This window comes from Leclercia sp. Marseille-Q4284 (assembly GCF_916618945.1).
GTDB lineage: Bacteria > Pseudomonadota > Gammaproteobacteria > Enterobacterales > Enterobacteriaceae > Enterobacter > Enterobacter tamurae.
Genome location: NZ_CAKAKG010000002.1, coordinates 1,397,310 through 1,423,309, shown reverse-complemented (window position 1 = coordinate 1,423,309; position 26,000 = coordinate 1,397,310). Strand labels below are relative to the sequence as shown.

General features: G+C 57.1%; 19 protein-coding genes. 10 read left to right on the top strand and 9 right to left on the bottom strand.

Annotation, left to right across the window (positions count from 1 at the left end; translation table 11 throughout):
• Window positions 1-77: 77 nt before the first annotated feature.
• Together lptG and lptF are read right to left on the bottom strand one after the other, a co-directional pair.
• Window positions 78-1,160 carry an LPS export ABC transporter permease LptG gene (gene lptG / locus LG383_RS21525; RefSeq protein WP_166184242.1) on the bottom strand — a complete coding sequence of 361 codons (1,083 nt, stop codon included), beginning with the start codon at window positions 1,158-1,160 and terminating at the stop codon, window positions 78-80.
• Complete coding sequence (gene lptF, locus LG383_RS21520; RefSeq protein ID WP_106994845.1) at window positions 1,160-2,260, bottom strand: LPS export ABC transporter permease LptF; 1,101 nt, start codon at window positions 2,258-2,260, stop codon at window positions 1,160-1,162. The genes lptG and lptF overlap by 1 nt, the downstream gene beginning before the upstream one ends.
• A gap of 266 nt (window positions 2,261-2,526) precedes the next feature.
• Between lptF and pepA the strand changes: the two genes are divergently transcribed.
• The 5 genes from pepA to LG383_RS21495 all read left to right on the top strand — a co-directional run bounded on the left by pepA (window position 2,527) and on the right by LG383_RS21495 (window position 9,072).
• Complete coding sequence (gene pepA, locus LG383_RS21515) at window positions 2,527-4,038, top strand: leucyl aminopeptidase (protein ID WP_106994846.1); 1,512 nt, start codon at window positions 2,527-2,529, stop codon at window positions 4,036-4,038.
• 118 nt (window positions 4,039-4,156) lie between these two features.
• Window positions 4,157-4,600, top strand: coding sequence for a DNA polymerase III subunit chi (gene holC, locus LG383_RS21510; protein WP_106994847.1), 444 nt, complete (start codon window positions 4,157-4,159; stop codon window positions 4,598-4,600).
• Complete coding sequence (locus LG383_RS21505) at window positions 4,600-7,455, top strand: valine--tRNA ligase (RefSeq protein ID WP_225760108.1); 2,856 nt, start codon at window positions 4,600-4,602, stop codon at window positions 7,453-7,455. The genes holC and LG383_RS21505 overlap by 1 nt, the downstream gene beginning before the upstream one ends.
• Before the next feature lie 11 nt (window positions 7,456-7,466).
• Complete coding sequence (locus tag LG383_RS21500) at window positions 7,467-7,970, top strand: GNAT family N-acetyltransferase (protein ID WP_225760107.1); 504 nt, start codon at window positions 7,467-7,469, stop codon at window positions 7,968-7,970.
• Window positions 7,971-8,052: 82 nt separating this feature from the next.
• Window positions 8,053-9,072 (top strand): NAD(P)-dependent alcohol dehydrogenase, encoded by a 1,020-nt coding sequence (locus LG383_RS21495; RefSeq protein WP_166184249.1) that lies wholly within the window; start codon window positions 8,053-8,055, stop codon window positions 9,070-9,072.
• A gap of 133 nt (window positions 9,073-9,205) precedes the next feature.
• On the opposite strand, the gene LG383_RS21490 is transcribed toward LG383_RS21495, so the two are convergent.
• Window positions 9,206-10,849, bottom strand: a complete 1,644-nt coding sequence (locus LG383_RS21490) for a dihydroxyacetone kinase subunit DhaK (protein ID WP_225760106.1) — start codon at window positions 10,847-10,849, stop codon at window positions 9,206-9,208.
• A 137-nt stretch (window positions 10,850-10,986) separates the two neighbouring features.
• Here LG383_RS21490 and LG383_RS21485 point away from each other — a divergent pair, with 137 nt between their 5' ends.
• Window positions 10,987-12,489 (top strand): helicase HerA-like C-terminal domain-containing protein, encoded by a 1,503-nt coding sequence (locus tag LG383_RS21485; RefSeq protein ID WP_106994851.1) that lies wholly within the window; start codon window positions 10,987-10,989, stop codon window positions 12,487-12,489.
• On the opposite strand, the gene LG383_RS21480 is transcribed toward LG383_RS21485, so the two are convergent.
• Complete coding sequence (locus LG383_RS21480) at window positions 12,469-13,410, bottom strand: TIGR01212 family radical SAM protein (protein WP_225760169.1); 942 nt, start codon at window positions 13,408-13,410, stop codon at window positions 12,469-12,471. The genes LG383_RS21485 and LG383_RS21480 overlap by 21 nt on opposite strands.
• Window positions 13,411-14,093: 683 nt before the next feature.
• Between LG383_RS21480 and gltB the strand changes: the two genes are divergently transcribed.
• Window positions 14,094-18,554: a glutamate synthase large subunit gene (gltB, locus tag LG383_RS21475; RefSeq protein WP_166184255.1), complete on the top strand. Its 4,461-nt coding sequence runs from the start codon at window positions 14,094-14,096 to the stop codon at window positions 18,552-18,554.
• A 9-nt stretch (window positions 18,555-18,563) separates the two neighbouring features.
• The gene (locus LG383_RS21470) at window positions 18,564-19,982 is read left to right on the top strand and encodes a glutamate synthase small subunit (RefSeq protein WP_225760105.1); all 1,419 of its coding nucleotides are present in this window, start codon (window positions 18,564-18,566) and stop codon (window positions 19,980-19,982) included.
• Between the two features lie 85 nt (window positions 19,983-20,067).
• Here the strand turns inward: LG383_RS21470 and sspB are convergent, their stop codons facing one another.
• The 5 genes from sspB to zapE form a co-directional block, all read right to left on the bottom strand.
• Window positions 20,068-20,553 carry a ClpXP protease specificity-enhancing factor gene (sspB, locus tag LG383_RS21465; RefSeq protein WP_106994896.1) on the bottom strand — a complete coding sequence of 162 codons (486 nt, stop codon included), beginning with the start codon at window positions 20,551-20,553 and terminating at the stop codon, window positions 20,068-20,070.
• A 5-nt stretch (window positions 20,554-20,558) separates the two neighbouring features.
• Window positions 20,559-21,197, bottom strand: a complete 639-nt coding sequence (gene sspA, locus LG383_RS21460; protein ID WP_106994855.1) for a stringent starvation protein SspA — start codon at window positions 21,195-21,197, stop codon at window positions 20,559-20,561.
• A 312-nt stretch (window positions 21,198-21,509) separates the two neighbouring features.
• The gene (gene rpsI / locus LG383_RS21455) at window positions 21,510-21,902 is read right to left on the bottom strand and encodes a 30S ribosomal protein S9 (RefSeq protein ID WP_003025138.1); all 393 of its coding nucleotides are present in this window, start codon (window positions 21,900-21,902) and stop codon (window positions 21,510-21,512) included.
• A 15-nt stretch (window positions 21,903-21,917) separates the two neighbouring features.
• On the bottom strand, window positions 21,918-22,346 hold the full coding sequence (gene rplM / locus LG383_RS21450) for a 50S ribosomal protein L13 (protein WP_024551131.1): 429 nt from the start codon (window positions 22,344-22,346) through the stop codon (window positions 21,918-21,920).
• Between the two features lie 338 nt (window positions 22,347-22,684).
• Window positions 22,685-23,809, bottom strand: coding sequence for a cell division protein ZapE (gene zapE / locus LG383_RS21445; protein WP_106994857.1), 1,125 nt, complete (start codon window positions 23,807-23,809; stop codon window positions 22,685-22,687).
• 190 nt (window positions 23,810-23,999) lie between these two features.
• Between zapE and zapG the strand changes: the two genes are divergently transcribed.
• Window positions 24,000-24,398, top strand: coding sequence for a Z-ring associated protein ZapG (gene zapG / locus LG383_RS21440; RefSeq protein ID WP_106994858.1), 399 nt, complete (start codon window positions 24,000-24,002; stop codon window positions 24,396-24,398).
• 170 nt (window positions 24,399-24,568) lie between these two features.
• Window positions 24,569-25,933: a serine endoprotease DegQ gene (gene degQ, locus LG383_RS21435; RefSeq protein ID WP_106994859.1), complete on the top strand. Its 1,365-nt coding sequence runs from the start codon at window positions 24,569-24,571 to the stop codon at window positions 25,931-25,933.
• Window positions 25,934-26,000: the final 67 nt, after the last annotated feature.

Here is a 26,000-nt window from a genome sequence, read left to right as displayed (position 1 = left end):
GAAGGTTGTGCAAAAAAGTGAGGGGTAGAACAGAGGATGCACCTCACCTCCCAAAGGAGGAGGTGAGGTATCAGGGGTCAGGAGCGCTTCAACAGCATCCAGAGGCTGATCAGGAAGAAGGAGGCGCTTGGCAGCAGCGCGCCAATAACTGGCGGGATACCGTAAACCAAGGTCAGCGGACCAAAAATCTGATCGAGGACGTAGAAGACGAAACCGAAGCTGATGCCGGTCACGACACGTACCCCCATCGGAACGCTACGCAGCGGGCCGAAGATAAACGACAGCGCCATCAGCATCATCACCGCCACGGAGAGCGGCTGGAAGATCTTGCTCCACATGTTGAGCTGGTAACGCCCGGCGTCCTGGCCACTCGACTTCAGGTACTTCACGTAGTTGTGCAGGCCGCTGATGGACAGCGCATCCGGATCCAGCGCCACCACGCCGAGCTTGTCGGGGGTCAGGTTGGTTTTCCAGGTGCCAGTGACCGTCTGCGAACCGGTGATCTGTTTTGGATCCTGCAGGTTTGACTCATCCACTTGGGACAAACGCCAGACCTTTTTCTCCGTATCGAAGGTCGCAGAGGTCGCATAACGCACTGCCTGCAGACGACGCTGATCGTTAAAGCTGTAGATGCTCACGCCGCCGAGCGTGTTCTCGCCGGTAACGCGTTCGATATAGACAAAGTTATTCCCGTCTTTCGCCCACAGCCCCTGCTGGGTCGAGAGCAGCGAGCCGCCATACATCATCTGCGCGCGATAGTTACGCGCCATCTGCTCGCCCTGCGGCGCAACCCACTCACCCATCGCCATGGTCAGGAATACCAGCGGGATCGCGGTTTTCATCACCGACAGCGCAACCTGCATACGGGTAAAGCCCGACGCCTGCATCACCACCAGCTCACTGCGCTGCGCCAGCATCCCCAGCCCCAGCAGAGCGCCTAACAGCGCCGCCATCGGGAAGAAGATCTGCACGTCTTTCGGAATACTGAGCAGGGTATACATACCCGCCCCCAACGCATCATAGCTCCCCTGCCCGGCCTTTTTCAGTTGGTCGACAAACTTGATGATGCCGGAGAGCGACACCAGCATGAATAACGTCATCATGATGGTGGTAAAAATGGTTTTACCGATATAGCGGTCAAGAACGCCAAACGCCTGCATTACACCGCTCCTTTACGCGTAAACCGGGCTCGTACACGGCGCATCGGCACGGTATCCCACAGGTTGAGGATGACCGCCAACAGCAGATAGAGTCCGTTAATCACCCAGGTCCAGATAACCGGGTCGATTTTTCCTTTACCGCCATTCGATTTGATCGAGGTCTGCAGCAGGAAGAACACCAGATAAAGCAGCATCGCGGGCAGCATGGAGAGCACGCGGCCCTGACGTGGGTTGACCACGCTGAGCGGCACCACCATCAATGCCATCATAAAGACGGTGAATACCAGAGTCAGTCGCCAGTGCAGCTCCGCGCGGGCGCGATTGGTATCGGTGTTGATAAGCGTACGCATGCTCATCTGCTCAGTATCGGTAGGATCCAGCGCCACCGTCTGATGACCAATAATCGCCTGATAGTTCTGGAAGTCGGTAATGCGGAAATCACGCAGCATCGCCGTGCCTTCAAAGCGAGTACCCTGGTTCAGGGTCACGATCTGCGAACCGTTTTTATCCTGGGCGAGCTGACCGGAATCGGCCACTACCACGGACGGACGGGCATTACCTTTGGTACGGATTTGCGCGAGGAAGACGTCGTTAAAGCGGCTGCCATCCACGCTTTCAATAAACAGCACGGAGTTACCGTCGGTTGCCTGCTGGAACTGCCCCTGCGCCAGTGCGGCCATGCCGGGGTTCGCTTTCGCTTCAGCCAGCACTTCGTCCTGATGTCGCGAGGAGACAGGCCCGGCCCACATCACGTTCACCGCGGCCACGATGCCGGTAAACAGCGCCAGGACCATCGCAGCTTTAATCAGTACCGCTTTGCTCAGACCACATGCGTGCATGACGGTGATTTCACTTTCGGTATAGAGTTTACCGAGCGTCATCAGCAGTCCGAGGAAAAGGCTTAATGGCAGGATAAGCTGCGCCATTTCAGGCACACCTAACCCGAGCAGAGAAAGCACCAGATTTGTGGGAATTTCACCGTCGACAGCCGCGCCGAGGATCCTCACCAGTTTCTGACAGAAAAAGATCAGAAGCAGGATGAAGAGTATCGCCAGCTGGCTTTTGAGCGTCTCCCGCACCAGATATCTTATGATTATCACATTAAATACGCCCGTAAAAACCCGTCTCTTTGCAGGAAAATCGCTTGTTTCATGGCTTAAACGTCATTTATTCTCTTGAGTCGTCGAAATCATCGCTAAGATTAGAACACCCGGCGGATTCGCGCTTCAGTAGTTACTATGACGTGTCGAAACCGTAATAACGTAAGATTAACACGAAGTCACCGCAACAGCGGGCATGAGTTACGAAAGGTTTCAATTCTATCCGTAGCTGCCGCTGTTGTCTTTAAGATTCAGGAGCGTAGTTCATGGAGTTCAGTGTAAAAAGCGGTAGCCCGGAGAAACAGCGGAGTGCCTGCATCGTCGTCGGCGTGTTTGAACCCCGCAGACTCTCTCCGATCGCAGAACAACTCGATAAAATCAGCGACGGCTACATCAGCGCCCTGCTGCGCCGTGGCGAGCTGGAAGGCAAACCGGGTCAGACGCTGCTGCTGCATCATGTGCCGAACGTACTGTCCGAGCGCATCCTGCTGATTGGCTGTGGCAAAGAGCGCGAGCTGGATGAGCGCCAGTACAAACAGGTTATTCAGAAAACGATTAATACACTGAATGATACTGGCTCAATGGAGGCCGTGTGCTTCCTGACCGAACTGCACGTCAAAGGCCGCAACACCTACTGGAAAGTGCGCCAGGCGGTTGAGACCGCAAAAGAAACCCTCTACAGCTTCGATCAGCTGAAAACCACTAAAAGCGAACCTCGTCGTCCGCTGCGTAAAATGGTCTTTAACGTTCCGACTCGTCGTGAGCTGACCAGCGGCGAGCGCGCCATTCAGCATGGTCTGGCGATCGCTGCTGGTATCAAAGCCGCGAAAGATCTGGGCAACATGCCGCCAAACATCTGTAACGCCGGTTATCTTGCCTCCCAGGCGCGCCAGCTGGCTGACTCCTACAGCAAAAATGTCGTCACCCGCGTGATTGGCGAGCAGCAGATGAAAGAGCTGGGGATGCACTCCTACCTGGCTGTCGGCAACGGTTCACAAAATGAATCCCTGATGTCGGTCATCGAGTACAAGGGCAACCCATCTGAAGACGTGCGTCCGATTGTGCTGGTCGGTAAAGGCCTGACCTTCGACTCCGGCGGTATCTCCATCAAACCGGCCGAAGGCATGGATGAGATGAAGTACGACATGTGCGGTGCGGCGGCGGTCTACGGTGTGATGCGTATGGTGGCGGAACTCCAGTTGCCTATCAACGTGATCGGCGTGCTGGCAGGCTGTGAAAACATGCCGGGCGGCCGCGCCTATCGTCCGGGCGACGTGCTCACCACCATGTCCGGCCAGACCGTTGAAGTGTTGAACACTGACGCCGAAGGCCGTCTGGTGCTGTGCGACGTGCTGACTTACGTAGAACGCTTCGAGCCTGAAGCGGTGATCGACGTGGCAACCCTGACCGGTGCCTGCGTAATTGCGCTGGGTCACCACATCACCGGCCTGATGTCGAACCACAACCCGCTGGCCCATGAGCTGATCGGTGCTTCCGAACAGGCGGGCGACCGCGCCTGGCGTCTGCCGATGGCCGATGAGTACCAGGAGCAGCTGGAGTCTAACTTTGCGGATATGGCCAACATCGGTGGGCGTCCTGGCGGTGCCATTACCGCAGCCTGCTTCCTGGCGCGCTTTACCCGTAAATATAACTGGGCCCACCTGGACATCGCCGGTACCGCATGGCGTTCCGGTAAAGCCAAAGGCGCCACCGGCCGCCCGGTTGCCCTGCTGTCGCAGTTCCTGCTGAACCGCGCCGGGTTTAACGGCGAAGAGTAATGTTAAACGCCGGGTGGCGGCTTCGCCTTACCCGGCCTACAACGGCAACAAACCGTAGGCCCGGTAAGCGCAGCGCCACCGGGCAATACGTTTAAACTCACCACAAGAAGCCCCATATATGAAAAACGCGACGTTCTATCTTCTGGACAATGACACACAACAGGATGGCCTCAGCGCCGTCGAACAGCTGGTGTGTGAGATTGCCGCAGAACGTTGGCGCGGTGGAAAACGCGTGCTGATTGCCTGTGAAGATGAGCAGCAGGCCATCCGTCTGGATGAAGCCCTGTGGGCGCGACCGCCGGAAAGTTTTGTTCCGCATAATCTCGCGGGGGAAGGACCACGCGGTGGCGCACCGGTGGAGATCGCCTGGCCGCAAAAACGCAACAGCAGCCCGCGGGATATTTTAATCAGCCTGCGTACCGGCTTTGCAGATTTTGCCACCGCTTTCACAGAAGTGGTAGACTTTGTCCCTCACGAAGATTCTTTGAAACAACTGGCGCGCGAACGCTATAAAGCGTACCGCCTGGCTGGTTTTAACCTGAATACGGCAACCTGGAAATAATGGAAAAGACATACAACCCACGCGATATCGAACAGCCGCTTTACGAGCACTGGGAACAGCAGGGCTATTTCAAGCCTAACGGCGACGAAAGCAAAGAGTCCTTCTGCATCATGATCCCGCCGCCGAACGTCACCGGCAGTTTGCATATGGGGCATGCCTTCCAGCAGACCATCATGGATACCATGATCCGTTACCAGCGCATGCAGGGCAAAAACACCCTGTGGCAGGCGGGTACCGACCATGCGGGTATTGCTACCCAGATGGTGGTCGAACGTAAAATTGCCGCTGAAGAAGGTAAAACCCGCCACGACTACGGTCGCGACGCCTTTATCGACAAAATCTGGCAGTGGAAAGCGGAATCCGGCGGCACCATTACCCGTCAGATGCGCCGTCTCGGCAACTCCGTGGACTGGGAGCGCGAGCGCTTCACCATGGACGAAGGCCTGTCCAACGCCGTTAAAGAAGTGTTCGTCCGTCTGTATAAAGAAGACCTGATCTACCGTGGCAAGCGCCTGGTAAACTGGGATCCAAAACTGCGCACCGCCATCTCTGACCTGGAAGTGGAAAACCGCGAGTCTAAAGGCTCCATGTGGCATATCCGCTATCCGCTGGCCGACGGCGCGAAAACCGCAGACGGTAAAGATTACCTGGTGGTGGCCACCACCCGTCCGGAAACCCTGCTGGGCGATACCGGTGTGGCCGTTAACCCGGAAGATCCGCGTTACAAAGATCTGATCGGTAAATTCGTGGTGCTACCGCTGGTCAACCGCCGTATTCCGATTGTGGGCGATGAACACGCCGACATGGAAAAAGGCACCGGCTGCGTGAAGATCACCCCGGCACATGACTTTAACGACTATGAAGTGGGTCGTCGTCACGCCCTGCCGATGATCAACATCCTGACCTTTGATGGCGACATCCGCGAAAGCGCGGAAGTGTATGACACCAAAGGCGAAGAATCTGACGTCTATTCCAGCGATATCCCGGCTGAGTTCCAGAATCTGGAGCGTTTTGCCGCGCGTAAAGCGGTAGTTGCCGCTGTTGACGCCCTGGGCCTGCTGGAAGAGATCAAACCGCACGACCTGACCGTTCCTTACGGCGACCGTGGCGGCGTGGTGATCGAACCGATGCTGACCGACCAGTGGTACGTGCGTGCCGACGTGCTGGCAAAACCGGCTGTTGAAGCGGTTGAAAACGGCAGCATCCAGTTCGTGCCAAAACAGTACGAAAACATGTACTTCTCCTGGATGCGCGATATCCAGGATTGGTGTATCTCCCGTCAGCTGTGGTGGGGTCACCGTATTCCGGCGTGGTACGACAACGAAGGCAATGTCTACGTTGGCCGCACCGAAGACGAAGTGCGTCAGGAAAACAAGCTGAGCGCTGACGTCGCCCTGCGTCAGGACGAAGATGTGCTGGATACCTGGTTCTCTTCCGCGCTGTGGACCTTCTCCACCCTCGGCTGGCCAGAGAATACCGATGCGCTGCGTCAGTTCCACCCAACCAGCGTGATGGTCTCCGGCTTCGACATTATCTTCTTCTGGATCGCCCGCATGATCATGATGACCATGCACTTCATCAAAGATGAAGATGGCAAGCCGCAGGTTCCGTTCCATACCGTCTACATGACCGGTCTGATCCGTGACGACGAAGGCCAGAAGATGTCCAAGTCCAAGGGTAACGTTATCGACCCGCTGGACATGGTTGACGGTATCTCGCTGGAAGATCTGCTGGAGAAACGTACCGGCAACATGATGCAGCCGCAGCTGGCTGAGAAGATCCGCAAGCGCACCGAGAAGCAGTTCCCGGACGGCATCGAGCCACACGGCACCGACGCCCTGCGTTTCACCCTGGCGGCGCTGGCCTCAACCGGTCGCGACATCAACTGGGACATGAAACGTCTGGAAGGTTACCGCAACTTCTGTAACAAGCTGTGGAACGCCAGCCGCTTTGTGCTGATGAACACCGAAGATCAGGATTGCGGCTTTAACGGCGGCGAAATGACTCTGTCGCTGGCTGACCGCTGGATCCTGGCGGAATTCAACCAGACCACCAAAGCGTTCCGTGAGGCGCTGGACAGCTACCGCTTCGATATCGCGGCAGGCATCCTGTACGAGTTCACCTGGAACCAGTTCTGTGACTGGTACCTGGAGCTGACCAAGCCGGTGATGAACGGCGGATCTGAAGCGGAGCTGCGCGGCACGCGCAACACCCTGATTACCGTTCTGGAAGGTCTGCTGCGCCTGGCGCACCCGATCATCCCGTTCATTACCGAAACCATCTGGCAGCGCGTGAAGGTGATTGCCGGTATCAATGCCGATACCATCATGCTGCAGCCGTTCCCGGCCTTCGATGCTGCGCAGGTTGATGAAGCTGCCGCTGCCGATACCGAGTGGCTGAAGCAGGCGATCGTTGCCGTGCGTAACATCCGTGCAGAGATGAACATCTCCCCGGGTAAACCACTGGCACTGCTGCTGCGTGGTTGCAGCGAGGCTGCGGTTCGTCGCGTGACGGAGAACAGCACCTTCCTGCAGACCATGGCACGTCTGGAGAGCATCACCGTGCTGCCGGCAGATGATAAAGGTCCGGTCTCCGTGACCAAAATCATCGACGGTGCCGAACTGCTGATCCCGATGGCTGGCCTGGTTGACAAAGAGGCTGAGCTGGCGCGTCTGGCAAAAGAAGTGGCTAAAGTTGAAGTTGAAATCGGTAAGATCGAAAGCAAACTGTCTAACGAAGGCTTTGTCGCCCGCGCACCGGAAGCGGTTATCGCTAAAGAGCGTGAGCGTCTGGTTGGTTTCGCCGATGCTAAAGCGAAACTGATCGAGCAACAGGCTGTCATTAGCGCGCTGTGATGAGTGAAGCTATGCATGTAAATGCCTCTGTAACGGCGCATCTGCGCCGTATCACCGCCACGGATAACCCGGCAATCGCCGGCGTTATCCGCCGGGTATCTGCCGAATACGGCCTGACGGCCGATAAAGGTTATACCGTTGCGGATCCCAATCTCGATGAACTGTACGCGGTGTACAGCCAGCCGGGGCATGCCTATTGGGTGGTGGAGCAGAATGGCCAGGTTGTGGGTGGCGGTGGCGTTGCGCCGCTTTCCTGCAGCGAGCCGGACATCTGCGAACTGCAAAAAATGTATTTCCTGCCCGTCGTCCGTGGACAAGGCTTAGCGAAAAAACTGGCGTTACAGGCACTGGATCATGCCCGCGCGCAGGGTTTTAAACGCTGCTATCTTGAAACCACCGCCTTTCTGACCGACGCCATCAGACTGTACGAACATCTCGGCTTTGAGCATATCGACCAGCCGCTGGGATGTACCGGCCATGTTGATTGCGAAGTGCGAATGTTGAAAATGTTATAATTCCTTTCCTGCCCCCTTCTGTTAAGCGGCTGTAAACTGAATGCTCTACACTCTCAGTTCCACACCATCAGGGGGTAATATCATGTCGAAGATAAAAAGCTACGCCGCACCGCAGGCGGGTGCAGAACTTGAGCTGTACGAATACGATGCGGGCGAGCTGAAAGCAGAAGACGTTGAAGTCCAGGTTGATTACTGCGGGATCTGCCATTCCGATCTGTCGATGATCGATAACGAATGGGGCTTTTCGCAATACCCGCTGATTGCCGGGCACGAAGTGATTGGCCGCGTGGTGGCCCTGGGCAGTGCCGCGCAGGAAAAAGGGCTGAAGATTGGCCAACGCGTGGGCATCGGCTGGACTGCACGCAGCTGTGGTCACTGCGACGCCTGTATCAGCGGTAACCAGATTAACTGTCTGGAAGGCGCCACCCCTACCATTCTGAATAACGGCGGTTTCGCTGACAAACTGCGCGCCGACTGGCAGTGGGTCATTCCTCTTCCTGAGCAGATGGATATCGAATCTGCCGGTCCGCTGCTGTGCGGCGGGATCACGGTCTTTAAACCACTGCTGATGCACCACATCACCGCCACCAGCCGCGTGGGGGTAATCGGTATTGGTGGCCTGGGCCATATTGCCATCAAGCTTCTGCACGCGATGGGCTGTGAAGTAACGGCGTTCAGCTCCAACCCGGCGAAAGAGCAGGAAGTGCTGGCAATGGGTGCTGACAAGGTGGTGAACAGCCGCGACCCTGAGCTGTTGAAAGCCCTGGCCGGTCAGTTTGATCTGATCATCAACACCGTTAACGTCGATCTCGACTGGCAGCCGTACTTTGAAGCGCTGGCCTACGGCGGTAATTTCCATACCGTGGGTGCGGTCCTGAAGCCACTGCCTGTTCCGGCGTTCACGCTGATTGGCGGCGATCGCAGCGTGTCGGGTTCTGCAACGGGCACACCTTATGAGCTGCGTAAGCTGATGAAATTTGCCGGCCGCACCAAAGTTGCGCCGACCATCGAGATGTACCCGATGTCGAAAATCAACGACGCTATCCAGCACGTCCGTGACGGCAAAGCTCGTTACCGCGTGGTGCTGAAAGCAGACTTTTAAGCTGTTGTTGCCCGGTGGCGGGGCGGTCTGATGCCCTCACCCCGTCCCTCTCCCACCGGGAGAGGGAGCAAACATTAAAAACGGTAACGGTTGTTACCGTTTTGCATTTACCTCGCCACCCGGCAATTTCCCACTACCGCACCAGGGCCGCAAATACCTCAGCCACTGCCACCGCCCCAGGATCGGCTACCCCGTCAAGATTCTCTTTATTCACATAGGATGAGCGCCCCGCTCCGGCTTTGCTCATACTCGCCGTGGCATCCGCCCCCTCTTGTGCAGCCCTGGCGGCAGCCTGAATATCCCCTGTCTGAAACGCTTCCAGCGCGGGCTGGAGCGCGTCGATCAAGGTGCGATCCCCGCGATCGGCCCCGCCATACTGTTTCATTTGCGCAAGCCCGGTCAGCAAGGCAGCGGGCAAGGCTTTCCCGCTCCGCAGTGCCTGCCCGGCGGCGGTAAAGAAGATCGACATCAACACCCCGCTCGATCCCCCCATCACCGTCGCCAGCCGCTCGCCCACCACCAGCAGCAGCTGCGGCAGATCGTTCAGCGGCAGGCGCTCCTCCTCCAGCCATTGCGCAATGTCCCGTGCACCTTGCGCAAAGGTCGACCCTGTATCGCCATCCCCCACTTTTGCATCCAGGGCGTTAAGGCGATTTTCCAGGGCGATTAAGCAACCCGTGGCCGCGGCGAGGTACTGCGCGACGTTCGCATTCGTTGACGGGGTAAATTCCTCGCTGTCATGCAGCGGGGTGTGTGCCTGCGAACGCAGCGGCGCAAAGGCCACCGACTTTTGCCAGCCCAGCGTCTCTACCGGCGCGTTGAGCGCCTCCTCAAAGTCCGGGTTCAGCTTCAGCAGGGACAAGGAAAAGCCCTTCATGTCCAGCGAACTCACCAGCGGTGCCGGACCAATCAAATACGCGATCTGATCTTTCAGCGCCGAATGCGCCAGCTCTTTGGTCAGCAGCGCCATCTCCAGCGCCGAGACGCCGCCGAGGTTATTGATCAGCACCGCCAGCCGCCCAACACCTGCCTGCGCCAGCAAGGGTTTCACCAGCGTCTCGATAATCGCCCTACTGTTTTGCGTCTCGACCACCGACGCCCCGGGCTCACCGTGGATCCCCAGACCCAACTCGACGTGACCTTTTCTGATGCGCCCCGCTTCATCGTCATCGTCGCTGCCCGGCAGATTGCAGGTCTGCATCGCCACGCCCAGACTCCAGAGATTATCGCAGGCCTGAAGGGCCATATCCCGCACGTCCCTCAGCGATTTCCCCTGTTCGGCAGCATGCCCGGCAATTTTATGCACCAGCGCGGTTCCGGCAATGCCCCGCGGCTGTTTGTTATCCGGGAGAGCGATATCATCGGCCACAATCACCATCTCCACTTTGAGCCCGAAGCGCTTGGCTTTTTCTGCTGCGAGGCCAAAGTTGAGACGATCCCCGGTGTAGTTTTTGACGATCAGCAGACAGCCCTGCTCGCCGGTCACCGCCACGATGGCATTAAGCACCGCCTCTACGCTCGGGGAAGCAAACAGATCGCCGCAGACGGCAGCGGTCAGCATCCCTTTACCCACAAACCCCGCATGCGCCGGTTCATGACCGGATCCGCCGCCGGAAATCACCGCCACGCGGCTTTTATCCCAGTCGGCGCGCACCACCACACGGATCGCCGGATCGCTATCCAGTTTGACGAGATTGCCGTGCGGGGCGGAGATGAGCATACCTTCAATGGCGTCATTAACCAGCTGTTTGCGGTCATTAAAGAAGAATCTGGACATAGCTTTCCAATATGTTGTGAATCGTATGCAAAAGCATAGTCCGTGCTGGATATCGCGCCGCAAAGTCAGAAATTGACCCGCTCTTTTTGCCGTCAGGTTGCCTATACTCCACGCAGGACTGAACGAGGAAGCCGACCATGAGTACACCCCTGCTGATTGCCCGGACGCGGGATAACGAACAATTTCTCCTGCCCGCAATGGCTAACCGACATGGCCTGATTACCGGTGCCACCGGCACGGGTAAAACCGTGACGCTGCAAAAGCTGGCCGAGTCATTTTCGAGTATTGGCGTGCCGGTTTTTATGGCCGATGTTAAAGGCGATCTCAGCGGCGTTGCCCGGGAAGGGGTCGGCTCGGAAAAGCTCCTTGAACGGCTGAACAACATCGGCGTTACCGACTGGCAACCACAGGGTAATCCGGTGGTGGTCTGGGATATTTTCGGGGAGAAAGGGCACCCGGTGCGCGCCACTGTGTCCGATCTCGGCCCGCTGCTGCTGGCGCGCCTGCTCGACCTCAACGAGGTACAGACTGGCGTGCTGAACATCATCTTCCGCATTGCCGACGATCAGGGGCTGCTGCTGCTCGATTTCAAAGATCTGCGGGCCATTACGCAGTACATCGGGGATAACGCCAAATCTTTCCAGAATCAGTATGGCAATATCAGCAACGCCTCCGTGGGGGCTATCCAGCGTGGATTGCTGACGCTGGAGCAACAGGGTGCTGAACACTTCTTTGGCGAACCTATGCTGGATATCAAAGACTGGATGCGCACCGACAGCAACGGCAAAGGCATCATCAATATTCTGAGTGCGGAAAAGCTCTACCAGATGCCAAAGCTCTACGCCGCCAGCCTGCTGTGGATGCTCTCCGATCTCTTTGAGCAACTGCCGGAGGCGGGCGACCTGGAAAAACCGAAGCTGGTCTTCTTCTTTGACGAAGCCCATCTGCTGTTCAGCGATGCCCCGCAGGTGCTGCTGGATAAGATCGAACAGGTGATCCGCCTGATCCGCTCTAAAGGCGTGGGTGTCTGGTTTGTTTCGCAGAACCCCGCCGATATTCCCGATAACGTGCTGGGCCAGTTGGGCAACCGTGTCCAGCATGCCCTGCGCGCCTTTACGCCAAAAGATCAGAAGGCGGTGAAAGCCGCAGCGCAGACCATGCGCGCCAACCCGGCCTTTGATACCGAAGCGGCCATTCAGGCGCTGGGGACCGGCGAGGCGCTGATCTCTTTTCTTGATGCCAAAGGCAGCCCATCAGTGGTAGAGCGCGCAATGGTAATCGCCCCCAATTCCCGGATGGGGCCGATCGGTGACGATGAGCGTAACGGGCTGATTAACCACTCCCCGGTCTATGGGAAATACGAAGACGACGTCGATAGAGAATCGGCGTACGAGATGCTGCAAAAAGGGGTACAGGCCAGCCCGGCCCAGCAGGAGGCCCCCGCCGCGAAGGGCCAGTCGGTTGAGGTCGATGATGGGATCCTCGGCGGGTTGAAAGACATCCTGTTTGGCAGCACCGGCCCGCGCGGCGGTAAACGCGACGGGGTGGTGCAAACCATGGCGAAAAGCGCGGCGCGTCAGGTGACGAATCAGATTGTACGCGGTGTGCTGGGTAGCTTATTAGGCGGACGCCGACGGTAACGCAGGCATCCACGGCGTGCCCAGCGCCGAGCCCTGAACCCCCTGCTCGTTCAGGTAGCGATCCAGCTCCACCATCCCCGTCCAGCGGTTCTCGCACCACAGCGGTGCCAGCAGCGTTGGACGGCGGGCACTGGCGGAGATGCGGTGATACACCACCTCCGGCGGCGTGTGGCGGATCATCTCTCCGGCCGTCGCCACGTAGTCGTCCAGCTCAATGCCATTCAGTCGCCCGGCTTCCCAGGCTTTAGCCATAATGCTGCCCGTCACGATATGCAGCGGGTGCAGCTTGATGCCGTCGACACCGGTCTCTACCACGCGGTGCAGCGTTTCCAGGCCGTGATGCTGTTCTTCTCCCGGCAGGCCGACAATCAGATGGGTACAGACCTTCAGCCCACGCTCGCGTGCCAGCCGGGTGGTGCGTTGATAGCAGGCAAAATCATGACCGCGGTTGATACGGTGCAGGGTTTTATCGTGGGCGGTCTGCAATCCCAGCTCCAGCCAGATCTCATACCCCTGCTCTTTGTATTCGCTGAGCAGATCCAGCACCGCCTCCGGCACGCAGTCAGGCCGTGTCCCGACGCAGAGCCCGACGATATTGGCCTGGCTCACCGCCTGCTGATACATGGAGCGCAGCACCTGCACTTCCGCCCATGTGCTGGTATAGGCCTGAAAATAGGCCAGATACTGATTTGCCCGGTTAACCCGCGTTGCCTGGTGGGCGAGCTGTGCCGCGATAGACTGATGCTGCTGCGCTTCGTCGGCAAACGAGGCCACATTACAGAAGGTACAGCCGCCACGCCCGATAGTGCCGTCGCGGTTCGGGCAGCTAAATCCCCCGTGGAGCGACAGCTTATGGACCTTCTGCCCGTAGCGGCGTGAAAGATCCCCACCAAACATATTGACTAATTTCTGTAACTGCATAATCTGATAGACCGCCCCATTGAAAGGGGACAAGCCTGCCATTTTTCACCTCCGACGGCGATGACCTGGATCAATCGTCCCGGCGTGCTTTTATCCTTTGCATAAATACCCAGGATAATTGCAATTTCATTCATCGCCTTTCTAATTACTTTTCCTTATGTTCAACAGGATTTTTTCATTTATATCGCCTGCGCTGAAAAACAGTGACATCATGCGGGCCACTACCAATAAGCAGTATTAAATCCTGCTTAAATCGCACTATTTAGCATGCTACCGCTCTAATACCGCTTTCATATAGTGAGTCAGATCACGCTCCCCTAAAGCCCACAGCAAGGTTACCGGGATGTGAATCCCGTTAAATACCTAATAAAATCAGATTGATAACCTTCCTTTAGCACATTTTTGTATAAATAAGATTGCCATTTGACCTGTGTACGGATTCCCGATAAGTTGGAAATCCGCTGGAAGCTTTCTGGATGAGCAGCCTGCTCATCATATTTATGCAGTAGTTGAGATTCCCTCTGAAGCAAGTCCTCAAACTTGTTTGACCTGTGCGAAAAGGATATTAAGAGGGCGAATGCGAGGTACGCGTATGAAACGCAAACCCCGTCGCCGCGCTCTTGCTGTGCCTGTGCGCCACGGTCCGGAGAGAAGTCCCGAAGAGCCTGGGGAGGTTCACTGATATGTTGTACGATAAATCCCTTGAGAAGGATAACTGTGGTTTCGGCCTGATCGCCCACATAGAAGGCGAACCTAGCCACAAGGTAGTGCGTACCGCTATACACGCACTGGCCCGTATGCAGCACCGTGGCGCTATCCTTGCGGATGGTAAAACCGGCGACGGTTGCGGTCTGCTGCTGCAAAAACCGGATCGTTTCTTTCGCATCGTAGCGGAAGAGCGCGGCTGGCGTTTAGCCAAAAACTACGCTGTCGGCATGCTGTTCCTGAATCAGGACGCGGAAAAAGCCGCCGTATCGCGCCGCATCGTCGAAGAAGAACTTCAACGCGAAACCCTGTCTATTGTCGGCTGGCGCGAAGTGCCCACCAACGAAGGGGTACTCGGTGAAATCGCCCTCTCCTCGCTGCCTCGTATCGAGCAAATCTTTGTCAACGCGCCTGCGGGCTGGCGTCCACGTGATATGGAACGCCGCCTGTTTATCGCCCGTCGCCGCATTGAAAAACGTCTCCAGGAAGACAAAGAGTTCTACGTCTGTAGCCTCTCGAACCTGGTGAACATCTATAAAGGTCTGTGTATGCCGGCTGACCTGCCGCGCTTCTACCTGGACCTGGCGGACCTGCGTCTGGAATCGGCCATTTGCCTGTTCCACCAGCGCTTCTCCACCAACACCGTTCCACGCTGGCCACTGGCTCAGCCGTTCCGCTATCTGGCGCACAATGGCGAGATCAACACCATCACTGGTAACCGCCAGTGGGCACGCGCCCGTACCTATAAATTCCAGACCCCGTTGATCCCGGATCTGCACGATGCAGCGCCGTTCGTCAACGAAACCGGCTCTGACTCCAGCTCCATGGATAACATGCTGGAACTGCTGCTGGCCGGCGGGATGGATATCGTCCGCGCCATGCGCCTGCTGGTTCCGCCAGCCTGGCAGAACAACCCGGATATGGATCCTGAGCTGCGTTCCTTCTTCGACTTCAACTCCATGCACATGGAGCCGTGGGATGGTCCGGCCGGTATCGTGATGTCCGACGGGCGCTTTGCCGCCTGTAACCTCGACCGTAACGGCCTGCGCCCGGCGCGCTACGTCATCACCAAAGACAAGCTGATCACCTGCGCCTCTGAAGTGGGGATCTGGGATTACCAGCCTGACGAAGTGGTCGAGAAAGGCCGCGTAGGGCCTGGCGAGCTGATGGTGATCGACACCCGCGGTGGCCGCATCCTGCACTCCGCGGAAACCGATAACGATCTGAAAAGCCGTCATCCGTACAAAGAGTGGATGGAGAAAAACGTTCGCCGTCTGGTGCCGTTTGAAGATCTGCCGGATCAGGACGTGGGCAGCCGCGAGCTGGATGACGATACCCTCGCCAGCTACCAGAAACAGTTTAACTACAGCGCGGAAGAGCTGGACTCGGTTATCCGCGTGTTAGGCGAAAACGGCCAGGAAGCGGTCGGCTCCATGGGTGATGACACCCCATTTGCCGTGCTCTCCAGCCAGCCGCGTATCATTTACGACTACTTCCGTCAGCAGTTCGCGCAGGTGACTAACCCGCCGATCGATCCGCTGCGTGAAGCCCACGTGATGTCGCTGGCCACCAGCATCGGTCGTGAGATGAACGTCTTCTGCGAAGCCGAAGGTCAGGCGCACCGTCTGACCTTTAAATCGCCGATCCTGCTCTACTCCGATTTCAAACAGCTCACCACTCTGCAAGAGGAGCACTACCGCGCCGACACGCTCGATATCACCTTCGACGTGACCGAAGCGACCCTCGAAGAGACGGTGAATGCGCTGTGTGACAAAGCGGAACAGATGGTGCGTAACGGCACCGTTCTGCTGGTGCTGTCCGACCGTAACATTGCGAAGAACCGCCTGCCGGTTCCGGCGCCAATGGCCGTCGGTGCTATCCAGACCCGTCTGGTCGATAAGAGCCTGCGCTGCGATGCCAACATCATTGTGGAAACCGCCAGCGCGCGTGACCCGCACCACTTCGCGGTGCTGCTGGGCTTCGGTGCGACGGCAATCTACCCGTACCTGGCCTACGAAACGCTGGCCAAGCTGGTAGACGGTCAGGCCATCGACAAAGATTACCGTACCGTGATGCTGAACTACCGTAACGGCATCAACAAAGGCCTGTACAAGATCATGTCCAAGATGGGCATCTCGACCATCGCCTCTTACCGCTGCTCCAAGCTGTTCGAAGCTGTCGGTCTGCATGACGACGTGGCCGACCTCTGCTTCCAGGGCGTGATCAGCCGTATCGGCGGAGCGGGCTTTAGCGACTTCCAGCAGGATCTGCTGAACCTCTCCAAACGCGCCTGGCTGGCTCGTAAGCCACTGGATCAGGGCGGACAGCTGAAGTATGTCCACGGCGGTGAATACCACGCCTATAACCCGGACGTGGTGCGTACCCTGCAACAGGCCGTCCAGAGCGGCGAGTACAGCGATTATCAGCAGTATGCCGAGCTGGTGAACAACCGTCCTGCGGCCACGCTGCGCGATCTGCTGGCGGTGAACCCGGGCGATACCGCTGTGAGCATTAACGACGTTGAACCGGCCACGGAACTGTTCAAACGCTTTGATACCGCCGCGATGTCTATCGGCGCGCTGAGCCCGGAAGCCCACGAGGCGCTGGCAGAAGCGATGAACAGCATCGGCGGGAACTCCAACTCCGGTGAAGGCGGTGAAGATCCGGCGCGCTACGGCACCAATAAAGTGTCGCGCATCAAGCAGGTCGCTTCCGGCCGCTTCGGTGTGACCCCAGCGTACCTGGTCAACGCCGACGTAATCCAGATTAAAGTTGCCCAGGGTGCGAAACCGGGCGAAGGCGGACAGTTACCGGGTGACAAAGTGACCCCGTATATCGCCAAACTGCGCTACTCGGTACCGGGCGTGACGCTGATCTCCCCGCCGCCGCACCACGATATCTACTCTATCGAGGATCTGGCGCAGCTGATTTTCGACCTGAAACAGGTCAACCCGAAAGCGATGATCTCCGTGAAACTGGTTTCCGAGCCGGGCGTGGGCACTATCGCCACCGGCGTGGCAAAAGCCTATGCGGATCTGATCACCATCGCCGGTTACGACGGCGGCACCGGGGCGAGCCCGCTCTCCTCCGTGAAATATGCCGGCTGTCCGTGGGAGCTGGGCCTGGTGGAAACCCAGCAGGCGCTGGTGGCGAACGGTCTGCGTCACAAGATCCGTCTGCAGGTGGATGGCGGTCTGAAAACTGGCCTCGACATCATCAAAGCGGCCATCCTCGGTGCAGAGAGCTTTGGCTTCGGTACCGGCCCGATGGTGGCGCTGGGCTGTAAATACCTGCGGATTTGTCACCTGAACAACTGCGCAACCGGCGTTGCAACCCAGGACGAGAAGCTGCGTAAGAACCACTATCACGGCCTGCCGTTCAAAGTGACCAACTACTTTGACTTCATCGCCCGCGAAACCCGCGAGCTGATGGCGCAGCTGGGCGTGACGCGTCTGGTGGATCTGATTGGCCGTACCGATCTGCTGAAAGAGCTGGACGGATTCACGGCTAAGCAGCAGAACCTGAAGCTGTCCCGTCTGCTGGAAACGGCTGAACCGCATCCGGGCAAAGCGGTGTACTGCACCGAGAACAACCCGCCGTTCGACAATGGCGTGCTGAACGCCCAGCTGTTGCAACAGGCGAAGCCGTTTGTGGATGAGAAGCAGAGCAAAACCTTCTGGTTTGATATTCGCAACACCGACCGTTCAGTCGGCGCAACGCTCTCGGGCTACATTGCGCAGACCCACGGCGACCAGGGCCTGGCTGCCGATCCGATTACCGCTCACTTCAGCGGCACCGCGGGCCAGAGCTTCGGCGTGTGGAACGCCGGTGGCGTTGAGCTGTACCTGACTGGCGATGCCAACGACTACGTCGGTAAAGGCATGGCAGGCGGTCTGCTGGCGGTGCGTCCTCCGGTCGGTTCTGCTTTCCGCAGCTGCGATGCCAGCATCATCGGTAACACCTGTCTGTACGGTGCCACCGGGGGTCGTCTGTTTGCCGCAGGGCGTGCAGGTGAGCGTTTCGCGGTGCGTAACTCCGGTGCCATCACCGTGGTGGAAGGTATCGGCGATAACGGTTGTGAATACATGACCGGCGGGATTGTCTGCGTGCTGGGCAAAACCGGCGTCAACTTTGGGGCAGGTATGACCGGTGGTTTCGCCTACGTCCTGGACGAAAGCGGTGACTTCCGCAAACGCGTGAACCCGGAGCTGGTGGAAATCCTTGACGTTGAATCCCTGGCGATCCATGAGGAGCATCTGCGTGGCTTGATCACCGAGCACGTGCATCATACCGGTTCCGTGCGCGGCGAAGAGATCCTGGCGAACTGGCCGGCGTTCTCTGCGAAATTCGCGCTAGTTAAACCGAAGTCCAGCGATGTTAAAGCCCTGTTGGGTCACCGTAGTCGTAGCGCAGCAGAGCTGCGTGTGCAGGCGCAGTAAGGAATTCAGATGAGCCAGAATGTTTACCAGTTTATCGACCTGCAGCGTGTGGATCCGCCGAAGAAGCCGCTGAAGATCCGTAAAATTGAATTTGTTGAAATTTACGAGCCGTTTTCCGAAGGCCAGGCCAAAGCACAGGCAGACCGCTGCCTGTCCTGCGGTAACCCGTACTGCGAGTGGAAATGCCCGGTGCATAACTACATCCCGAACTGGCTGAAGCTGGCCAACGAAGGGCGTATTTTCGAGGCCGCCGAACTGTCTCACCAGACCAACACCCTGCCGGAAGTGTGCGGCCGCGTGTGTCCGCAGGACCGTCTGTGTGAAGGCTCCTGCACCTTGAACGACGAGTTCGGTGCGGTGACCATCGGCAACATCGAACGCTATATCAACGATAAAGCGTTCGAGATGGGCTGGCGCCCGGATATGACCGGCGTGCGTCAGACTGACAAACGTGTGGCGATCATCGGCGCAGGTCCGGCAGGCCTGGCCTGTGCCGACGTCCTGACCCGTAACGGCGTGAAAGCGGTGGTGTTTGACCGTCATCCGGAGATCGGCGGTCTGCTGACCTTCGGTATCCCGGCCTTCAAGCTGGAAAAAGAGGTGATGACCCGTCGCCGTGACATCTTCACCGGCATGGGTATTGAGTTCAAACTCAATACCGAAGTGGGCCGTGACGTGCAGCTCGACGATCTGCTGAAAGATTACGACGCCGTATTCCTGGGCGTCGGCACCTATCAGTCGATGCGTGGCGGACTGGAAAACGAAGATGCCAACGGCGTATTCGATGCCCTGCCGTTCCTGATTGCCAACACCAAGCAGATGATGGGTTACGGCGAAACCGCCGCTGAGCCCTACGTCAGCATGGAAGGCAAACGCGTGGTCGTGCTTGGGGGCGGTGATACCGCGATGGACTGCGTGCGCACCTCCATTCGTCAGAATGCGACGCACGTGATCTGCGCCTATCGTCGTGACGAAGAGAACATGCCGGGCTCAAAACGCGAAGTGAAAAACGCGCGTGAAGAGGGCGTCGAGTTCCAGTTCAACATCCAGCCTCTGGGTATTGAAGTTAATGCCAACGGCAAGGTCAGCGGCGTGAAGATGGCGCGTACCGAAATGGGCGCCCCGGATGCCAAAGGCCGTCGTCGTGCGGAAATTGTTGCCGGTTCCGAGTATGTGATCCCGGTCGATGCGGTAGTGATGGCGTTTGGTTTCCGTCCTCACAGCATGGAGTGGCTGGCGAAGCACAGCGTCGAGCTGGACTCTCAGGGCCGCATCATCGCCCCGGAAGGCAGCGAAAACGCCTTCCAGACCAGCAACCCGAAAATCTTCGCCGGTGGTGATATCGTTCGTGGTTCTGACCTGGTAGTGACCGCCATTGCCGAAGGCCGTAAAGCGGCAGACGGCATCATGAACTTCCTCGAAGTCTAAACAATTCGGCCCGGCGGGATACACTCCTGCCGGGCCGTAGAAAGCATGTTTTTAGATTACAAAAAAAGGGCCTGAGGCCCTTTTTTTATTTCACAACGCGCAGTGCCGGACGGCCGCCACGCGGAGGTGGTGTATCATCAGGATCATCATCGTGATCCGGTTTATCCCCGTCGATGATCGACATGACCGTTTCGCTTTCGGTTCCGCCGTTTTCATCGTTGAGCGTGGCACCCTCTTCATCGTATGCCGCTTCCGGCTCGAACATGGTGCCTGCGCCGTTTTCACGGGCATAGATGGCCAGTACGGCAGCCAGCGGCACAGAGACCTGGCGCGGCACACCACCGAAGCGGGCATTGAAGCGAACTTCATCGTTCGCCAGCTCCAGACCACCGACGGCTCGCGGGGCAATGTTCAATACGATTTGACCGTCACGTGCATATTCCATAGGAACCTGCACGCCCGGCAACGTCACATCCACAACCAGGTGCGGCGTGAGCTGGTTATCCAGCAGCCATTCATAGAAGGCGCGCAGCAGATACGGACGGCGTGGAGACAGCTGTGACATTTCCACAATCATTAACCCCGGCCGAGACGCATTTCACGTTCAGCTTCTGTCAGTGAAGCCAGGAAAGAGTCGCGTTCGAAGACACGCGTCATATAGCCTTTCAGCTCTTTCGCACCCGGGCCGCTAAACTCGACGCCCAGAATCGGCAGACGCCACAGCAGCGGAGCCAGGTAGCAATCGACCAGGCTGAATTCGTCACTCAGGAAGAACGGACGCTGACCGAATACCGGTGCAATCGCCAGCAGCTCTTCACGCAGCTGTTTACGTGCAGCATCGGCTTCTGAAGAAGAACCCTTCACAATAACGTTCATCAGCGTATACCAGTCTTTCTCGATACGCTGCATGTACAGGCGGCTTTCACCACGTGCAACCGGGTAGACCGGCATCAGTGGCGGATGAGGGAAACGCTCATCCAGGTATTCCATAATGATACGGGATTCCCACAGGGTCAGCTCACGATCCACCAGCGTTGGTACGCTCTGGCTTGGATTGAGATCGATAAGATCCTGAGGCGGGTTATCCTTTTCCACATGCTCGATCTCAAAACTGACACCCTTCTCGGCCAGCACGATACGAACCTGATGGCTATAAATGTCAGTAGGACCAGAAAACAGCGTCATTACCGAACGTTTGTTGGCAGCGACAGCCATGAAAACCTCCAGGTATATTCAGAATTTTTACTGCTACCAGCCATACAGGCTAGCCAGATGTTTTGTTGTCCATCCCTGAGAATTTCTCCTCTTGTTCAAAAAGAGAACAAAAATCGAGCATTCACCGTTATCTGGACAGAAAAGTGGATGATAGTTTACCAGATTTTGCGGCCTTTGTGGTGAGGCGATTCTGGAAATGCGGAAAAAGAGGGCAGAAAGGACGTCTGATTGTGGATAACCCGGGCGTTACCCATAAAAAAACCCGCCGAAGCGGGTTTTTCGCCAATTGTTGTCTGCCGAAGCAGAAACCAATTAACGTTTGGAGAACTGTGGACGACGACGTGCTTTACGCAGACCGACTTTCTTACGTTCAACCTGACGAGCATCACGAGTAACGAAGCCTGCTTTACGCAGTTCGCCACGCAGGGACTCGTCGTACTCCATCAGAGCGCGGGTGATACCGTGACGGATCGCACCAGCCTGACCAGAGATACCACCACCTTTAACAGTGATGTACAGATCCAGTTTCTCAACCATGTCGACCAGTTCCAGCGGCTGACGAACTACCATGCGGGCAGTTTCACGACCGAAGTACTGTTCCAGAGAACGTTGGTTGATTACGATTTTACCACTGCCCGGTTTGATGAACACGCGAGCGGCGGAGCTTTTGCGGCGACCAGTGCCGTAGTATTGATTTTCAGCCATTGCCTATAATCCCGATTAGATGTCAAGAACTTGCGGTTGCTGTGCCGCGTGGTTGTGCTCGTTACCTGCGTAAACTTTCAGTTTACGGTACATAGCACGACCCAGCGGGCCTTTTGGCAGCATGCCTTTAACCGCGATTTCAATCACACGCTCAGGACGGCGGGCAATCATCTCTTCAAAGGTCGCTTGTTTAATACCGCCGATGTGGCCGGTGTGGTGATAGTACACTTTGTCAGTACGCTTGTTGCCGGTTACAGCAACTTTGTCAGCGTTCAGAACGATGATGTAATCACCAGTATCTACGTGCGGAGTGTATTCCGCTTTGTGCTTACCGCGCAGGCGACGAGCCAGTTCGGTAGCCAGACGGCCCAGAGTTTTACCGGTCGCGTCAACAACATACCAGTCGCGTTTTACGGTTTCTGGTTTAGCTGTAAAAGTTTTCATTAAAAGCTTACCCAAATAAATAAGTTACACGTTGGTGAACACCCAAACGTTTAGTAGTTGAGGTTCACACGACATTGTCCAGCAAACCTACCCCTTCGAATAGCCTATGCCGGCGCAGAGAAAGTTTTGGGAAAAAAACCTTCTTGTAACGTGGGGTCGCAAGATTATAGAGAAGTCAGGGGTAAAGGTCGACCCCTAATTGTGATTTGCCGCGGGTTTTTCCGGGGTGAGGAAAGTGCGGTCTGGTGCCCTCACCCCTGGCCTCTCTCTTACGGTGAACAGTGCGGTCTGGTGCCCTCACCCCCAGCCCCTCTCCCACGGGGAGAGGGTGGCATTTATTACGGCATGTGCTCGCGCTTCAGGTACTCTTCGCTTTGCATCTCCTGCAGGCGCGACAGACAGCGCTGGAACTCAAACTTCAGCCGCTCCCCCTGATAGATGTCATATAAAGGCACAGCGGCGCTCACCACCAGCTTGACGTGGCGTTCGTAAAACTCATCGACCAGCGCGATAAAGCGTCGGGCTTCGCTCTCCATTAGCGTGGTCATCACCGGGACATCAAACAGCATCACCGTATGGAACAGGCGTGAGAGCGCAATATAGTCGTGCTGGCTGCGGGCATCGACACAGAGGGTCGCAAACGACACGGCGAGGGTTTGATTGACGGTGCCCAGGGTTTGCAGCGGGCGATGATTCACCTCCAGCACGGCAGCGTTATCACGCTCGGCCCCGGCCAGCGCCAGCCACAGTTTGTCCATCTGCCGTTGCGTGTCGTCGTTCAACGGCGAAATCCACAGATGAGCCTGAGTCAGCGTCCGCAGACGATAGTCGACGCCAGCATCGACATTCATGATGTCGCAATGCGCTTTTATCGCATCGATAGCGGGCAGGAAGCGAGCGCGTTGCAGACCGTTACGGTACAGCTCATCCGGTGGGATGTTGGAGGTTGCCACCAGCGTAATGCCCCGGGCAAACAGCGCTTTCATCAACCCACCCAGCAGCATGGCGTCGGTAATATCTGACACAAAAAACTCATCAAAGCACAGCACGTCGGTTTCGGCTTTAAAGCGTTCGGCAACGATATCCAGCGGATCGCTTTGCCCCTGCAGGGCGGTCAGCTCTTCATGCACCCGCAGCATAAAGCGGTGAAAATGCAGACGCTGCTTACGCGTTCCCGGCAGGCTCTGGTAAAACAGATCCATCAGCCAGGTTTTACCGCGCCCTACCCCTCCCCACATATATAAACCGCGTACCGGCGTGACGCTCTGCGGCGCTTTCTTACCCAGCAGCCGTCCAAACGCAGCCTTGAGTCCTGCCGCAGGTGCGGTCCCGGTCGGCTGGGTGGTCAATGACTGCCAGATACTGTCCAGACGATTTACCGCTTCACGCTGTACATTATCTGGCTGGTGGGAGCCCTCATTCAGGGCCTGTTGGTAACGCGATGTCGGGGAAAGGCTTTGCATAATCTTATTGTTATTCCTTCAATTAATACCCGCCAGCCTGCTCAGTTGGCGAAAAAAAGGCCGTTCTACAGTACGCGATGATGCGGTGGGATTCCACTTCTAAGGAAATAGCGGTTATAGTGGCATAATCAGGCACAGGCATGAAGCCGAGCCAACACCCTACGGAACCACAAGACAACGGGAGAAGTTCATGACCTGGGAATATGCGCTAATTGGTTTAGTCGTCGGCATCGCTATTGGCGCCGTGGCCATGCGTTTTGGAAATCGTAAATTGCGCCAGCAACAGGCGTTACAGTACGAACTGGAAAAGAACAAAGCTGAGCTGGATGAGTATCGCGAAGAGCTGGTAAGCCACTTTGCCCAGAGCGCCGAGCTGCTGGACAACATGGCCCATGATTACCGCAAGCTTTATCAGCACATGGCGAAAAGCTCCAGCAGCCTGCTGCCGGAGATGAGCGCGGAGAACAATCCGTTCCGCAACCGTCTGGCGGAGTCCGAAGCCGGTAACGATCAGGCGCCCGTACAGATGCCACGTGACTACTCCGAAGGCGCATCCGGCCTGCTGCGCGGTGGCGCAAAGCGCGATTAATCGCACATCACAAATAAATTTTACGGGCGCAGGCATTGCGCCCGTCCTTTCTTCCCGACCCCAGCTATTATTTAGTCAAACACCTCATTGTCCAGCGTTTTAAAATTCAATAACATCAGACTGTTTTAGGGCCGTTATTCCTCCATTCCAGGTTGCGAGAGCCAGCATAAATGAACAAAAAAAATCAGCTGTTGAGCGCGTTAGCATTGAGTATCGGATTATCGCTGTCGGCATCCTATCCGGCGGCGGCCGCAATCCCCTCGCAGGTCCCGGGCCAGGCGGCGCTCCCGAGCCTTGCCCCGATGCTGGAAAAAGTCCTGCCTGCGGTCGTCAGCGTGCAGGTTGAAGGCACCGCTGTGCAAAGCCAGCGCATCCCGGAGGAGCTGAAAAAGTATTTTGGCGATGAGGCCCCTGACCAGGCCCAGCCTTTTGAGGGTCTCGGCTCCGGCGTGGTGATCGATGCCGCGAAAGGCTATGTCCTGACCAATAACCACGTCATCAGCCATGCCGATAAAATCAGCGTCCAGATGAACGATGGTCGCGAGTTCGAGGCCAAACTGATTGGCGGGGACGATCAGAGTGATATCGCCCTGCTGCAGTTACAGAACCCAACCGGCCTGACGCAGATCGCCATCGCGGATTCCGACAAGTTACGCGTCGGGGATTTCGCCGTCGCGGTCGGTAACCCCTTCGGCCTCGGCCAGACGGCCACCTCCGGCATCGTTTCTGCCCTGGGTCGCAGTGGCCTGAACCTCGAAGGGCTGGAAAACTTTATCCAGACTGACGCCTCTATTAACCGCGGTAACTCCGGCGGCGCCCTGCTGAACCTGAATGGGGAGCTGATCGGCATTAATACCGCCATTCTGGCGCCTGGCGGCGGCAGCGTCGGGATCGGTTTTGCCATCCCCAGCAATATGGCCCGCACCCTGGCACAGCAGCTGATTGAGTTTGGCGAAGTCAAACGTGGGCTGCTGGGCATCAAAGGCACGGAAATGAGCGCGGATATTGCCAAAGCGTTCAACCTGAACGTGCAGCGCGGCGCCTTCGTCAGCGAAGTGTTACCGAACTCCGGCTCGGCAAAAGCGGGGGTCAAATCCGGGGACGTGATCGTCAGCCTGAATGACAAACCGTTAAGCAGCTTTGCCGAACTGCGTTCGCGCATCGCTACCACGGAGCCGGGTGCCACGGTTAAGCTCGGCATTCTGCGTGACGGCAAGCCGCTGGATCTGCAGGTCACGCTGGACAAAAGCACCTCATCATCCGCCAGCGCAGAGATGATTGCCCCAGCGCTGCAAGGGGCGACCTTAAGCGACGGGCAGTTGAAAGACGGCACTAAAGGCATCACCCTCGACAGCGTCGAGAAGAGCAGCCCTGCCGCCCAGGCCGGTCTGCATGAGAATGACGTGATCATCGGGGTGAACCGCGTTCGCGTGCAGTCCATCGCCGAAATGCGCAAAGTGCTGGAAGGCAAACCGACCGTTATCGCCCTGCAGATCGTGCGCGGTAACGATACACTCTATATTTTGCTGCGTTAAGCCTGTACACGTCCGGACATCGCCACGTGTGATGTCCGGATAAGTCATGCTATGCTGCTTGCGATCT

Excerpts from the sequence above, each read along its gene's own strand:
- lptG (WP_166184242.1), bottom strand. The coding sequence starts at position 1,160 with ATGCAGGCGTTTGGCGTTCTTGACCGCTATATCGGTAAAACCATTTTT.
- pepA (WP_106994846.1), top strand. The coding sequence starts at position 2,527 with ATGGAGTTCAGTGTAAAAAGCGGTAGCCCGGAGAAACAGCGGAGTGCC.
- holC (WP_106994847.1), top strand. The coding sequence starts at position 4,157 with ATGAAAAACGCGACGTTCTATCTTCTGGACAATGACACACAACAGGAT.
- LG383_RS21505 (WP_225760108.1), top strand. The coding sequence starts at position 4,600 with ATGGAAAAGACATACAACCCACGCGATATCGAACAGCCGCTTTACGAG.
- LG383_RS21500 (WP_225760107.1), top strand. The coding sequence starts at position 7,467 with ATGCATGTAAATGCCTCTGTAACGGCGCATCTGCGCCGTATCACCGCC.
- LG383_RS21495 (WP_166184249.1), top strand. The coding sequence starts at position 8,053 with ATGTCGAAGATAAAAAGCTACGCCGCACCGCAGGCGGGTGCAGAACTT.
- LG383_RS21490 (WP_225760106.1), bottom strand. The coding sequence starts at position 10,849 with ATGTCCAGATTCTTCTTTAATGACCGCAAACAGCTGGTTAATGACGCC.
- LG383_RS21485 (WP_106994851.1), top strand. The coding sequence starts at position 10,987 with ATGAGTACACCCCTGCTGATTGCCCGGACGCGGGATAACGAACAATTT.
- LG383_RS21480 (WP_225760169.1), bottom strand. The coding sequence starts at position 13,410 with ATGCAGTTACAGAAATTAGTCAATATGTTTGGTGGGGATCTTTCACGC.
- gltB (WP_166184255.1), top strand. The coding sequence starts at position 14,094 with ATGTTGTACGATAAATCCCTTGAGAAGGATAACTGTGGTTTCGGCCTG.
- LG383_RS21470 (WP_225760105.1), top strand. The coding sequence starts at position 18,564 with ATGAGCCAGAATGTTTACCAGTTTATCGACCTGCAGCGTGTGGATCCG.
- sspA (WP_106994855.1), bottom strand. The coding sequence starts at position 21,197 with ATGGCTGTCGCTGCCAACAAACGTTCGGTAATGACGCTGTTTTCTGGT.
- rpsI (WP_003025138.1), bottom strand. The coding sequence starts at position 21,902 with ATGGCTGAAAATCAATACTACGGCACTGGTCGCCGCAAAAGCTCCGCC.
- rplM (WP_024551131.1), bottom strand. The coding sequence starts at position 22,346 with ATGAAAACTTTTACAGCTAAACCAGAAACCGTAAAACGCGACTGGTAT.
- zapE (WP_106994857.1), bottom strand. The coding sequence starts at position 23,809 with ATGCAAAGCCTTTCCCCGACATCGCGTTACCAACAGGCCCTGAATGAG.
- zapG (WP_106994858.1), top strand. The coding sequence starts at position 24,000 with ATGACCTGGGAATATGCGCTAATTGGTTTAGTCGTCGGCATCGCTATT.
- degQ (WP_106994859.1), top strand. The coding sequence starts at position 24,569 with ATGAACAAAAAAAATCAGCTGTTGAGCGCGTTAGCATTGAGTATCGGA.